Genomic DNA, 12,906 nt, shown 5'->3' with positions numbered 1-12,906 from the left:
AAGGGGGGAGGGAGCGCGAGAGCGGTGCCCACCTTACTTTGCATGGGGTTGTTTTGCGGATTTTTGGATGACGCACTGCAAGAGGGGCGGCGCGCATGACCGCCCAGCCGCTGCTCGACGTCAGCGACCTCACCGTCGAGTTCACGACGCGTCGCGGCATCGTCAAGGCGGTGCAGCACGTCAACATCTCAGTCGGCAAGGGCGAGACCGTCGGCATCGTCGGCGAGTCCGGCTCCGGTAAGTCGGTGACATCCTATGCCGTGATGCGCATCCTCGATCGCGCCGGCCGGATCGCCGAAGGTTCGGTGATGTTTTCCGGCATCGACGTCAAGGCGGCGACCGAAAGCCAGATGCGCGATCTGCGCGGCCGCGAAGTCTCGATGATCTTCCAGAATCCGCGCGCGGCGCTCAATCCGATCCGCAAGGTCGGGCACCAGATCGAGGACGTGCTGCGCCAGCACGTGCAGCAGGCGCAGGTCACCGATCGCGGCGAGACGGCGATCGAGGCGCTGGAGCAGGTCAAGATCGCGCGTCCGCGCGAGCGCTATCACGCTTATCCGTTCGAGCTCTCCGGCGGCATGTGCCAGCGCGTCGTCATCGCGCTGGCCTTGGCCTGCAACCCGCAGTTGCTGATCGCGGACGAGCCGACCACCGGCCTCGACGTCACCACCCAGAAGGCGGTGATGGACCTGATCGTCGAGCTGACCCGGCGCCGGTCGATGTCGACGATCCTGATCACGCACGATCTTGGCCTCGCCGCGGCCTATTGCGACCGTGTCGTGGTGATGGAGAAGGGCCGCGTGGTCGAAACCGCAAAGTCGGCCGACATTTTCGCCGCACCCCAGCACGACTATACGAAGAAGCTGATGCGCGCGACGCCGCGGATCGGGGTGTCGCTCAGGGATCTGCTGCCGGAGGAGGAGGCGAAGTCTCCGCAGCCAGCCTCCGTCATGGCCGGGCTTGACCCGGCCATCCATCAGCCTTCGCAGGAGGCGTCTTCCGCGATGGACCCCCGGGTCAAGCCCGGGGGTGACGAGAAGAGAGAGCCCCTCCTGCTGGTCGAAAAGCTCGTCAAGGAATATCCCCGCCAGGGCGCAGGCTCGATGCTCTCAAAACTGTTCGGCCGCAAGCCGCCGGTCGAGGAGGACATCTTCCGCGCGGTCGACGGCATCAGCTTCCAGGTCGACCACGGCGAGAGCGTCGGGCTAGTCGGCGAATCCGGCTGCGGCAAGTCGACGACGTCGATGATGGTGATGCGGCTCTTGGACCAGACCTCCGGCCGCATCGTGTTCGACGGCGAGGACATCGGCGCGATCATGCCGCAATCCTTCGCGCGGCTGCCACGGCGCAGCCAGATCCAGATGGTGTTCCAGGATCCGACCGACAGCCTCAACCCGCGCTTCACCGCGGCGCGCGCGATCGTGGACCCGATCATGCAGCTCGGCGACATCAGGGGGCGCGACGCGCTCCGCGACCGCTGCGAGGAGCTGGCGCGGCTGGTCGGCCTGCCGGTCAATCTGCTGGACCGCTTTCCGCATCAGCTTTCCGGCGGCCAGAAGGCCCGTGTCGGTATCGCGCGCGCGATCGCGCTGCATCCGAAGCTCGTCATCCTCGACGAGCCGACCGCGGCACTCGACGTCTCGGTGCAGGCGGTGGTGCTCAATTTGCTGCAGGACCTCAAGCAGTCGATGGGCATGAGCTATCTGTTCGTGTCGCACGATCTCAACGTGGTACGCCTGCTGTGTGATCGCGTCATCGTGATGCGCAGCGGCCGCATCGTCGAGCAGGGCACATCCGATGACGTCTTGGGCAATCCGCAGGATGCCTATACAAGGGAGCTGCTCACGGCGATCCCGCATCCGCCGTTGCCGGTGGCCTGAAAAAAGTTATTGGGAGCGAAATGGACGATCATCTCGACGATTACATGACCGCCGTCGCCCGGACGATGGCGTTGCCGCTGGAAGACGCCTGGCGTCCGGCGGTGCGCGCCAATCTCGAGGTCGCGCTGCGGCTGGCGCGGCTGGTCGATGACTTCCCGCTGCCTGACGACCTCGCGTCAGCCGCCGTCTATTCGACCTGAGATCGCGATGTCCGAAACTCCCGCTTTCATGTCGGCCGCCGAAATCGCGCAGGCCGTATCGAGCCGCAAGATCACTGCGCTCGCCGCGACCGAGGCGGCGCTCGCGCGGATCGCTGTGCACGACAAGGTCCTTAATGCCTTCACTGACGTCACCGCCGATCGCGCGCGGGCCAAAGCGAAGGCGGTCGATGCCGCGATCGCGGCGGGCCAACCGGCCGGCCCGCTTGCCGGCGTGCCGTTCGCGGTGAAGAACCTGTTTGACGTGCAGGGCCTTGCGACCCGCGCCGGCTCGAAGATCAATCGCGACCTGCCGCCATCGCCGCGCGATGCCACGCTGATCGAGCGGATGGAAGCCGCCGGCGCCGTGCTGGTCGGCGCGCTCAACATGGGCGAATACGCCTACGACTTCACCGGCGAGAACGCGCATGACGGTCCGTCGCGCAATCCGCACGATCCGACGCGGATGGCCGGCGGCTCCTCGGGCGGCTCCGGCAGCGCCGTCGGCGGCGCGCTGGTGCCGATCGCGCTCGGCTCCGATACCAACGGCTCGATCCGGGTGCCGTCGTCATTCTGCGGCACGTTCGGCCTGAAGCCGACCTATGGGCGGCTGTCGCGCGCGCGCTCCTTTCCGTTCGTCGCCAGCCTCGATCACCTCGGTCCGTTTGCGCGCAACGTGAAGGATCTGGCGCTCGCCTATGACGTCATGCAGGGTCCTGATGCCGATGATCCCGCCTGCAGTGTGCAGTCGGTCGAGCCGACCGTGCCGCTGCTTGCCAATGATGTCGGCCGGCTGCGCGTTGCGATCGCCGGCGGCTATTTCCAGCAGAATTTGCTCCCCGAGGCGGTCGAAGCGGTCGCGCGCGTCGCTAAGGCGCTCGGCGCCACCCAGACCGTGGAGCTGCCCGAAGCCGCGCGCGCCCGCGCGGCCGCCTTCATCATGACGACCACCGAGGGCGCCGCGCTGCACCTCGATCGGCTGCGCAACCGCGCCAAAGACTTTGACCCGCCGGTGCGCGACCGCTTGTTCGCGGGCGCGATGATTCCGGCAGTCTATGTCGACAAGGCGCAGAAATTCCGCCGCTGGTACCGCGCCAAGGTGCTGGAGCTGTTCCAGTCGGTCGACGTGATCCTGGCGCCTGCAACGCCGTGTGTGGCGCCGAAGATCGGCCAGGCCACCTTTACGCTCGACGGGGTCGAGCTTCCGGTCCGTCCCAATATCGGTATCCACACCCAGCCGATCTCCTTCATCGGCCTGCCGGTGGCCGCCGTGCCGGTGCCGCTTGAACCGATGCCGATCGCGGTGCAGATCATTGCCGCGCCCTGGCGCGAGGACATCGCGCTGCGGGTCGCCTACGCGCTGGAACAGATGGGTGTCGTGGCGGCTCCCGCGCCAAGAGGACTCTAAAATGGAAATCGATCTTCCCGACGTACTTGCCGAGGTCACGGCGCAGTTCGAGCGCTACGAGAAGGCGCTGGTCTCGAACGATGTGGCGTTGCTCGACGAGCTGTTCCGCAACGACAGCCGGACGCTGCGCTATGGCATCGGCGAGAACCTTTACGGCTACGCCGAGATCGCGGCGTTTCGTGCCGGGCGGCCGGCGGCCGGGCTGATGCGCAGGATCGACCGTACCGTGATCACGACCTATGGCCGCGACACCGCGATCGCCTCGACGCTGTTCTATCGGGACAGCACGCCGGGCCGGGTGGGGCGGCAGATGCAGACATGGATTCGTTTCGCCGAGGGCTGGAGAATCGTCGCCGCCCATGTCAGCGTCATCGATGAACCCAAAGGGGCTTGAAGGGCGCTCGAAGATGAGCCTGGACGATCTGCCGCAGGGCGCAGAATCCGAGATAACGGTGCGCCGCATCGACCGTCCGTCGTCGCTGGTCGACAAGACCACCCGCGCCGAAGAATTGCGGCTGCAGCTCGCCGACGAGATCGTGCGCGGTACGCTGCCGCCGGGCGCCGGGCTCGATGAAACCGATCTGGCGCGCCGCTTCAAGGTCTCGCGCACGCCGGTGCGCGAGGCGCTGCGGCAGCTCGCCGCCAGCGGCTTGATCGACGCGCGCGCGCATCGCGGCGCCGTGGTGGCACGGCCGTCGCTCGAGCGGCTCACCGGCATGTTCGAGGCGATGGCCGAGCTCGAGGCGATGTGCGCCGGTCTTGCCGCCGAGCGGATGACGCCCGCGGAGCGTCACGCGCTGGAGGCGGTCCACGAGGAGCTGCGGGTGCTGAGCTACACCGGCAATCCCGATCGCTTCCACGAGGTCAATGAGCGCTTCCACAACGCGATCTACACCGGATCGCAGAACGCCTATATCGCCGAGATCACGCTTGCGACGCGGGTGCGCGTGCAGCCGTTCCGCCGCGCCCAGTTCCGCAACCTCGGGCGGCTGGCGAAATCCCACGCCGAGCACGACCGCGTCGTCGAAGCCATCATGCGCGGCGACAAGCCAGGTGCTGCGGCTGCGATGCGCGCCCATATCGAGCAGGTGCGCGGGGAATACGAGACCTACGCGGTGTCGGTGTAGGTCTCGCGCAAACCCATCAACGCCGTCATTCCGGGGCGCGCGAAGCACGAGCCCGGAATCCATTCATCGGCATCGACGCGCTACGTTAGGACCTTCACAGCAGCGAAATGGATTCCGGGTTCGCGCCAAGCGGCGCGCCCCGGAATGACGAGAAGAGCTACGCCTTTGTCTTCTCCGCCATGAACGCCCTCCAGCCACCATAGGCGGAGATATCCTTCGCGCCGGCGATCGCGGCGGGCTCCACGATAAAGCCTTTGGCCTGCCGTCCGTCGGCGAGCCGGAGCGTGCCGATCGCCATCGGCGGCGGGATCGCGGCGACGAATCTGCCGAACGCGGTCGGCGACATCGCCCACAGTTCGAGTTTGATCGCATGACCGGCACCCGCCTCGATGCGCAGCATGCCGGGTTTTGGTGGCGTGGTGTCGAGCGCGTAGAGTTTGTAGTCCGCTGCGGTGACCGTCTCTTCCAGCAGGCACGCATCGAGCGTGGTCAGCTCGTGATTCAGCGCCATGCCGGAGAGATGCGCGCCGACCACCGCGATCGTGATCTCGTCGGCACTGGCCCGCGCCGGGACTGCGGCCAGCGGCGGCTGCGGCACCGCCTTGGCGCCGATGGCAAGTCCGGTGTCGGCGTGGAATACGCGGCCGATGCCGGCAAGCGCCGCATCGCGGCCGGCCGGAGCGAGCAGCGTGATGCCGAACGGCGCGCCGTCGGGCCGCATCGCCGCCGGCAGCGCCAGGCCGCAAAGATCGAGCAGGTTGACAAAATTGGTGTAGGTGCCGAGCCGCGAGTTGAGCTCGATCGGGTTGGCCAGCACGTCAGCGGTTGAATAGATCGTCGGGGCGGTCGGCAGCACGATCGCATCGCAATCTGCAAAGGTGCGCGCGGCAACGCGGCGCAGCGCCTGGAGGCGATAGAGCGCGGAGAAAGTATCCGCCGCGGTGGGCCGCGCGCCGCCGATCGTGATCTCGCGCGTCACCGGATGGATCGCGTCCGGCGACGACGCCAGGAGGTCGCGGATCACGAGATAGCGCTCGGCGACCCATGGGCCTTCATAGAGCAGCCGTGCGGTCTCGTAGAACGGCTCGAGGTCGAATTCGACGAGTTCGGCGCCGAGTGCCTGCCAGCGCTTGCAGGCTTCGCCATAGGCCTTCTCGGCTTCGCGATCGCCGAAGAAGATCAATTGACCGCTCTTGGGAATGCCGAGCTTCAGCTTGGCCGGAAACGTCGCGAGAGGTGCCAGCGGGCGATCGCGCGAGAACGGATCGGCGTCATCCGGCCCGGCCATCACGGCAAGCGCCGCCAGCGCATCGTCGACGGTGAGCGAGAACACCGAGATGCAGTCGAGCGTGCGGCAGGCCGGCACCAGCCCCGCGTTGGAGATCAGCCCGAGGCTCGGCTTGAGCCCGACGATGTTGTTGAGCATCGCCGGCACGCGGCCGCTGCCTGCGGTGTCGGTGCCGAGCGACAGCGGCACGAGGCCCGCTGACACCGCGACCGCGGAGCCCGAGCTTGAGCCACCCGGCACGAGATCATCGCGCACCGGATTTTTTGGAATGCCGTAGGGCGAGCGGACGCCGACCAGGCCGGTGGCGAACTGGTCGAGATTGGTCTTGCCGATGATGATGGCGCCAGCTGCGCGCAGTCTGGCGACCGCCGTAGCGTCATGCGCCGGCAGGTAGGAGAACGCCGGGCAGGCGGCGGTGGTCGGCAGCCCCGCTACGTCGATATTGTCCTTCACCGCGACCGGCACGCCATAGAGCGGCAGCATTGGGTCTGTGAGCCGCGCGGCCTCGGCGAGCGCGTCCTGCTCGTCGCGCAGGCTGATGAAGATGGCGGGATCGTTGTGCTCGCGGATGCGCTGGTAGCTGCGCGCCACGGTTTGCGCCGGCGTCATGGTCCCGGCGCGGTGTGCGGCAACAATCGCGGCGACAGTTTCAGTCACGTGGTTGGCCTCGTCTCTGGCGCGGTGAGGCAAAGGATGCCCGCCGCGAGGGAATTGCAGCCTGATCGAAGCAAGCAATGTGCCATTGTGTACAATTTTCCTGCGCCCGCGGCGCGACGGATTATTGCACAATATCAGTTGCTTGAAATGGTCGCTGGGAGTTGGAGCGTGTTCGCGTGGAGGCCTGTCTGCTCAATTTTCAGGCAAGCGTGACCCAGCCGAAATCCGGTCGATCGATCAGGTGAAGCAAGCGAGGATCCGCAGCAGTTGCTCGCGGTTTTCCTTGCCGATCTTGTCGGCGACATGCCGCTCGTGCTCGGCGGCGAGCCGCTTGAATTGCGCCAGGGCGGTCTTGCCGCGCGCGGTCAGATGCAGCGCGTGAGAGCGGCGGTCGGTGGCGGAAGGAATCCGGCTGACGAAGTCGCGTTCTTCCAGGCTGTCGAGCAGGTGCACCAGCCGCGCGCGCTCGATTCCGAGCCGCTTGGCGACTGCCATCTGGCTGAGGCCCGGATTGGCCCCGATCACGGTCATGACCGAATATTGGGTCGGACGGATATCGACCGCAGCCAGCGTCTTGATGAAGTCCTGAAAGATCCAGAGCTGGAAGCGCCGCACCGCATAGCCGGCGTGGCCGACCAGCGCGTCGAGGCCGATGTCGTCGCCAGTGTCACCGCCTTGCGTCCGGCCATTTGCCGCGCGCGCCTGGGGGCGGCGAATTGCCGCTCTCGTTCCTGCCGCCTTGCGCGACGTCTTTTGCTGGCTTGCCATGGCCGTAACGCTAGCGCGCTTGAGGCGGGAGGGAAAGATTGTTGTTGACGACAACAATTGATGTCCGCAACATTATGACCAAAGAGCCCGGCCGGGACCGCCGCACCTTGTTGCAGCGCGATCCTGATAAGATACGGGCGAGGAGGAAACCATGACGATGGCCGCCAGCGGAGACGATCCGCACCGCCTGTTCGCGACGCCTGCGATCGTTGCCGTTAGCCGCGGGGATGGCAGCATCCTGGTCCGCTCCACCACGCCGTTGAAACCAAGCGCCCGCTGCGTCGGCGACTGGCTCGATCACTGGGCGCAGCAGGCGCCGGATCGCGTCTTCCTTGGCGAGCGCGCCAGCGCCGAAGCGCCCTGGAGCACCGTCAGCTATCGCGATGCGCTCGGAATCGTGCACCGGGCCGCATCGTGGATCCTGGCGCAAGGGCTGAGCACCGAGCGACCGCTCGTCATCCTCGCCGACAACGGCATCGATCACGCGCTGTTCGCGCTCGCCGCCCAGCATGTCGGCGTGCCCTCGGCCGCGATCTCGCCGGCTTATTCCTTGATGTCGAAGGATTTCGACAAGCTGAAGAGCATGATCAGCCTGCTCGATCCCGGCGCGATCTATGTCACGGGCACAAAGCCGTTTGCAGACGCGCTTGCCGCGATCGCGCCGCTGCATCGGGCGACCATCGTCAGCGGCAATCCCGATGATGCCGGGGCGCCGGCGTTCCGCGCTGTCGCGGCGACGCCTGAATCGCCTGATGTCGCCACCGCCTTTGCGGCGGTGACGCCGGACACGATCGCAAAATTCCTGTTCACCTCGGGCTCGACGGGCACGCCGAAGGCCGTGATCAACACCCAGCGCATGCTGACCTCGAGCCAGCAGGCCAAGGCGCAGACCTGGACCTTCCTGGAGCAGGCCGGCGAGGAGCTGATCATATTGGACTGGCTGCCCTGGAGCCACACCTTCGGCGCCAACCACAATTTCAATCTGGTGCTGCGCAACGGCGGCACGCTCTATATCGACGGCGGCAAGCCGGCGCCTGGCTTGTTCGCGACCTCGCTCGCCAACCTGCGCAGCGTGGTGCCGACGGTCTATTTCAACGTGCCGCGCGGCTTCGACATGCTGATCGCGGCGCTGCGCACCGATGACGAGTTGCGCCGCAAGTTCTTCGCGGGCACCAAATTCGCCTTCTATGCCGGCGCGGCGCTGCCGCAGAATCTGTGGGACGCGTTGGAGGAATTGTCGCTGCAAACGGTCGGCCGCAGGCTGCCGATGGTGTCGGCCTGGGGCTCGACCGAAACGTCGCCGCTGGCGACCGATTGCCACTTCCTTGCAAAACGCTCCGGCAATATCGGTGTGCCGATCCCCGGCACCGAGCTGAAACTCGTGCCCTCGGGCGACAAGCTCGAGGTCCGCGTGCGCGGGCCCAATGTCACGCCGGGCTACTGGAAGGCGCCCGAACTCACCGCCGAGGCCTTCGATGGCGAGGGCTTCTACAAGATCGGCGACGCCGTCACCTTCGCCGATCCCGACCGGCCTGATCTCGGCCTGTTCTTCGATGGCCGGGTGGCGGAGGATTTCAAGCTCAATTCCGGCACCTGGGTCAGCGTCGGCACCCTGCGCGTCGCCGGCATCGCGGCGCTGGCACCGCTCGCGCAGGATATCGTCGTCACCGGCCACGGCCGCGACGAGGTCCGCTTCCTGGTGTTCCCGAACCTCGCCGCCTGCCGTTCGCTCGCGGGATTGCCCGAGAGCGCCGGTGCGCAGGAGGCGATCGGCCATCCGGCGGTCCGTTCCGCGATCGGGCAGGGGCTGGCACGGCTGAAGGCGCAAGGTGGCCATTCCTCCGGCCACGCCACCCGTGCGCTGCTGCTCGCCGAGCCTGCCTCGGTCGACGGCGGGGAGATCACCGACAAGGGCTACATCAACCAGCGCGCCGTGCTGACGCGCCGCGCCGCGGCGGTTGTGGTCCTGGAGGACGACGGATCGTCCGAGCCGATCGCCTGTGCGGGGTCGTGACGTGATTTGGGCCGGTTGGGTGTTGGCAGGACGCCGCGCACACTGTCGTCGTTCCTGCGAAGGCAGGGACCCATACTCCGCGGCCGAAGTTGTGTGCAAAGGTCGTCGTTCCGCCGGTGTGAAATAATCAGCATTGGTGGTTATGGGTCCCGGCTCGGAGGCCGGGACGACACTGAGTTTATGGCACGTCTGGTGGACCCCACTTGAGCCGTCGGCACCGGTTCCCTGGGACGCCGCGCCGCACACGCGCGTTTTTAGTTGCCACGGCAACTAAGCTGTGCGAGTTTCCGCACCCATAGGGACGGGGCCGGTCAACGGCCACGCTTTTGGGAGGACAATGTTGCGCAGCAGCGCGCGAGCGGCACGCATGGACAACCGGGCGAGTATCGCGGTGGCGCAGGGCGCCGCCCGCGCTCCTGCCGCGCGGTCAGGTCGTACCTTGCCCGGTCACGGCGCCGAGATTCTCGTGCAGCCGGCGCAGCAGGTCGATCAGCACCTCGCGCTCGTCCTTCTTCAGGCACGCCAGCAGCCGCCGCTCACGCTCCAGCGCCGCGACGATGACCTTGTCGTGGATGGCGCGGCCGCGGGCGGTCAGGGTGATCGAATGGGTGCGGCCGTCGTCCGGCGCGGTGCGGATCGTCAGCAGGCCGCGCTTCTGCAGTGCCGCGAGGTTGCGGCTGACCGGGCCCTTGTCGAAGCCGATCACCTGGCAGATGCGGGAGGCAGGAATCCCCGGCTCGATCGCCAGTTGCGAGATGATTCGCCACTCGGTGACGTTGACGCCGAAATTCTTCTGGTAAAATGCGGTGGCGCTGTTCGACAGCTTGTTGCCGATGAAGGTGATGAACGCCGGCACATAGCGATTAAGGTCCAGCAGCGGGCCATCGGTGGCATCTGCGGGATCGGCCGGTTTGGGCCGGCGGGGCTTTCGGGGGAGGGGCTGGCTGCTCATTTCCCAAATCATCGCTGCGAAACTGTTCGGGAGCAATAGACATGCGGCCCGTATTGACAAGATCAAACCTCGGGAGGTCCCGATGACTGCAACAGAAGCTGCGTCCATCCCGCATCTCGACGTCGATCCGTTCGCGCTCGAGTTCTTCGCCGACCCGTTCCCGACCCATGAACGGCTGCGCGAGGCCGCACCCGTGGTCTATCTCGACAAGTGGAATGTCTACGGCGTGGCGCGCTATGCCGAGGTCCATGCCGTGCTGAACGATCCGGCGACGTTCTGCTCCAGCCGCGGCGTGGGCCTCAGCGACTTCTCCAGGGAAAAGCCCTGGCGGCCGCCGAGCCTGATCCTGGAGGCCGACCCGCCGGCGCATACCCGCACCCGCGCGGTGCTGAGCAGCGTGCTGTCGGCGACCGTGATGAAGCAGCTTCGCGGGCGATTTGCCGCCGCGGCGGAGGCCTGCATCGATGCGCTGCTGGAGAAGCGCCGTTTCGATGCGATCGAGGACCTCGCGGAAGCCTATCCGTTGTCGATCTTCCCGGATGCGCTGGGCCTGCGGCCGGAGGGCCGCGAGAATCTGCTGCCTTACGCAAGCCTGGTGTTCAACGCCTTCGGGCCGCCGAACGAGCTGCGCCAGCAGGCGATCGAGCGCTCCGCGCCGCACCAGGCCTATATTTCCGAGCAGTGTCAGCGCGACAATCTCACCCCTGATGGTATCGGTGCCTGCATCCACGCCCATGTCGATAGCGGGGCCATTACCGCGACCGAGGCGCCGCTGCTGGTGCGCTCGCTGCTCTCGGCCGGTCTCGACACCACCGTCAACGGCATCGGGGCCGCCGTCTACTGCCTCGCCCGCTTCCCCGACCAGTTCGAGAGGTTGCGCGGCGATCCGACGCTGGCGCGCAACGCGTTCGAGGAAGCCGTGCGGTTCGAAAGTCCGGTTCAGACTTTCTTCCGCACCACGACCCGCGACGTCGAGCTCAGCGGGGCCACCATTCCCGAAGGCGAGAAGGTGCTGATGTTCCTGGCTGCGGCCAATCGTGATCCGCGGCGCTGGGAAGCGCCCGATAGCTACGACATCACGCGCCGGACGTCGGGCCATGTCGGCTACGGTTCGGGCATCCATATGTGTGTCGGCCAGCTCGTCGCCCGCCTTGAAGGCGAAGTGATGATGGCGACGCTGGCGCGTCGTGTCGCCAGGATCGAAATCACTGGCGAGCCGAAGCGGCTGTTCAACAACACGCTGCGCGGGCTGAGCAGCCTGCCGGTCGAGATCACGCCGGCCTGACGAGACGCTCAATACCGGCAAACGGTTGGTTTAAGGAAACATGGGAGGGGATACGATGAGGGGCTTCGGGGTCGGGCGATTTGGGATCGGACTTGCGGTGGCATTGGCCTGCGCCGCGGGCAGCGCGCGCGCGGAGATATCCGACAATGTCGTGCGCGTCGGCGTGCTCAACGACATTTCCGGCATCTTCCAGGACACCAACGGCATGGGTTCGGTGGAAGCCGCTCGGATGGCGGCGGAGGATTTCAACGGCGGCGGCAAGGGCATCAAGGTCGAGATCGTCTACGCCGATCACCAGAACAAGGCTGACGTCGGATCCGCGATCTCGCGCAAATGGCTCGATGTCGAAGGCGTCGACGCCATCGTCGATGTGCCGAACTCGGCGGTCGGGCTCGCCGTCAACACCGTGCTGCGCGACTCCAGGATGACGTTCCTGGCGTCGTCGACCGCGAGCTCCGATCTCACCGGCAAGGCCTGCTCGCCGAACACCATTCAATGGGTCAACGACGCCTGGGCGACCGGCAACACCACGGCAGCCGCGATGATGCAGCGTGGCGGCAAGGACTGGTATTTCGTGACCGTCGACTACGCGCTCGGCAAAGGCATTGAAGCTGAAGCGACCAACTACATCGAGAAGCACGGCGGCAAGGTGCTGGGATCGAGCAAGCATCCGCTCGGCACGTCGGATTTCGCGTCCTTCCTGTTGCAGGCGCAGAACTCGAAAGCAAAGGTGATCGGGCTCGCCAATGCCGGCGGCGACACCATCAACGCGGTGAAGCAGGCGGCCGAGTTTGGCATCCAGGAGGGCGGCCAGACCATGGTGGCGTTCCTGCTGTTCGTGAACGACGTCCACGGCATGGGCCTGAAGGTCGCACAGGGCCTGCAGCTGCTCGAGGCCTTCTACTGGGACATGAATGACGACACCCGCGCATTCGCAAAGCGCTTCGCCGCGCGTCCCGGCATGAACGGCAAGATGCCGAGCGGCAACCAGGCCGGCGTTTACGCCGCGACGCTCGCCTATCTCAACGCCGTCGCCTCGACCGGCAGCGACGACGCCAAGGTCGTGGTGCCGCAGATGAAGACCTTCAAGGGCAAGGACAAACTGTTCGGCGACACCACGATCCGCCAGGACGGCCGCGTCATCCATCCGATGTATCTGTTCGAGGTGAAGAAGCCGGAGGAGTCGAAATACCCCTACGACTACTACAAGCTGATCGCGACCATCCCGGCCGAGCAGGCGTTCCGGCCGCTGGCCGATGGCGGGTGCTCGCTGGTGAAGTGAGGTCTCGGCCGCGCGTGCTTCATCCTCCCCTGGAGGGGGAGGATCGGT

Annotated in this window: 11 protein-coding genes; 8 read left to right on the top strand and 3 right to left on the bottom strand. The window is 66.4% G+C overall.

Annotated features, from left to right (window positions below; translation table 11 throughout):
* Window positions 1-95 precede the first annotated feature (95 nt).
* Genes ACOIX3_RS38635 through ACOIX3_RS38615 form a run of 5 tightly spaced genes read left to right on the top strand, consistent with a single transcriptional unit; the run spans window position 96 to window position 4,612 of the window.
* Window positions 96-1,880 (top strand): dipeptide ABC transporter ATP-binding protein, encoded by a 1,785-nt coding sequence (locus ACOIX3_RS38635; protein WP_420967213.1) that lies wholly within the window; start codon window positions 96-98, stop codon window positions 1,878-1,880.
* Window positions 1,881-1,900: 20 nt separating this feature from the next.
* Window positions 1,901-2,080, top strand: coding sequence for a DUF4089 domain-containing protein (locus tag ACOIX3_RS38630; protein WP_420967212.1), 180 nt, complete (start codon window positions 1,901-1,903; stop codon window positions 2,078-2,080).
* A gap of 28 nt (window positions 2,081-2,108) precedes the next feature.
* Window positions 2,109-3,485, top strand: coding sequence for an AtzE family amidohydrolase (locus ACOIX3_RS38625; RefSeq protein WP_420971899.1), 1,377 nt, complete (start codon window positions 2,109-2,111; stop codon window positions 3,483-3,485).
* 1 nt (window position 3,486) lies between these two features.
* Entirely contained in the window at window positions 3,487-3,879 is a 393-nt protein-coding gene (hpxZ, locus tag ACOIX3_RS38620) for an oxalurate catabolism protein HpxZ (RefSeq protein WP_420967211.1), read from the top strand.
* A gap of 13 nt (window positions 3,880-3,892) precedes the next feature.
* Window positions 3,893-4,612: a GntR family transcriptional regulator gene (locus tag ACOIX3_RS38615; protein ID WP_420967209.1), complete on the top strand. Its 720-nt coding sequence runs from the start codon at window positions 3,893-3,895 to the stop codon at window positions 4,610-4,612.
* 157 nt (window positions 4,613-4,769) lie between these two features.
* Here the strand turns inward: ACOIX3_RS38615 and atzF are convergent, their stop codons facing one another.
* Both atzF and ACOIX3_RS38605 read right to left on the bottom strand, forming a co-directional pair.
* A complete protein-coding gene (gene atzF / locus ACOIX3_RS38610; RefSeq protein ID WP_420967208.1) occupies window positions 4,770-6,557 on the bottom strand; it encodes an allophanate hydrolase in 1,788 nt (595 codons plus the stop codon).
* A gap of 237 nt (window positions 6,558-6,794) precedes the next feature.
* Window positions 6,795-7,325 (bottom strand): MarR family winged helix-turn-helix transcriptional regulator, encoded by a 531-nt coding sequence (locus ACOIX3_RS38605; RefSeq protein ID WP_420967207.1) that lies wholly within the window; start codon window positions 7,323-7,325, stop codon window positions 6,795-6,797.
* Window positions 7,326-7,476: 151 nt separating this feature from the next.
* Between ACOIX3_RS38605 and ACOIX3_RS38600 the strand changes: the two genes are divergently transcribed.
* Window positions 7,477-9,339: a feruloyl-CoA synthase gene (locus tag ACOIX3_RS38600; RefSeq protein WP_420967206.1), complete on the top strand. Its 1,863-nt coding sequence runs from the start codon at window positions 7,477-7,479 to the stop codon at window positions 9,337-9,339.
* Between the two features lie 427 nt (window positions 9,340-9,766).
* Here ACOIX3_RS38600 and ACOIX3_RS38595 read toward each other — a convergent pair whose 3' ends face one another.
* Window positions 9,767-10,291, bottom strand: coding sequence for a MarR family winged helix-turn-helix transcriptional regulator (locus tag ACOIX3_RS38595; protein ID WP_420967205.1), 525 nt, complete (start codon window positions 10,289-10,291; stop codon window positions 9,767-9,769).
* Window positions 10,292-10,373: 82 nt separating this feature from the next.
* Here ACOIX3_RS38595 and ACOIX3_RS38590 point away from each other — a divergent pair, with 82 nt between their 5' ends.
* Together ACOIX3_RS38590 and ACOIX3_RS38585 are read left to right on the top strand one after the other, a co-directional pair.
* Window positions 10,374-11,576 carry a cytochrome P450 gene (locus ACOIX3_RS38590; protein WP_420967204.1) on the top strand — a complete coding sequence of 401 codons (1,203 nt, stop codon included), beginning with the start codon at window positions 10,374-10,376 and terminating at the stop codon, window positions 11,574-11,576.
* 55 nt (window positions 11,577-11,631) lie between these two features.
* Window positions 11,632-12,858, top strand: a complete 1,227-nt coding sequence (locus tag ACOIX3_RS38585) for an ABC transporter substrate-binding protein (RefSeq protein ID WP_420967203.1) — start codon at window positions 11,632-11,634, stop codon at window positions 12,856-12,858.
* Window positions 12,859-12,906: the final 48 nt, after the last annotated feature.

The organism is Bradyrhizobium sp. B120, assembly GCF_049075665.1.
Classification (GTDB): domain Bacteria; phylum Pseudomonadota; class Alphaproteobacteria; order Rhizobiales; family Xanthobacteraceae; genus Bradyrhizobium.
Note: the sequence above shows the minus strand (reverse complement) of the source record. Positions and strands in the feature narration are given on the sequence as shown.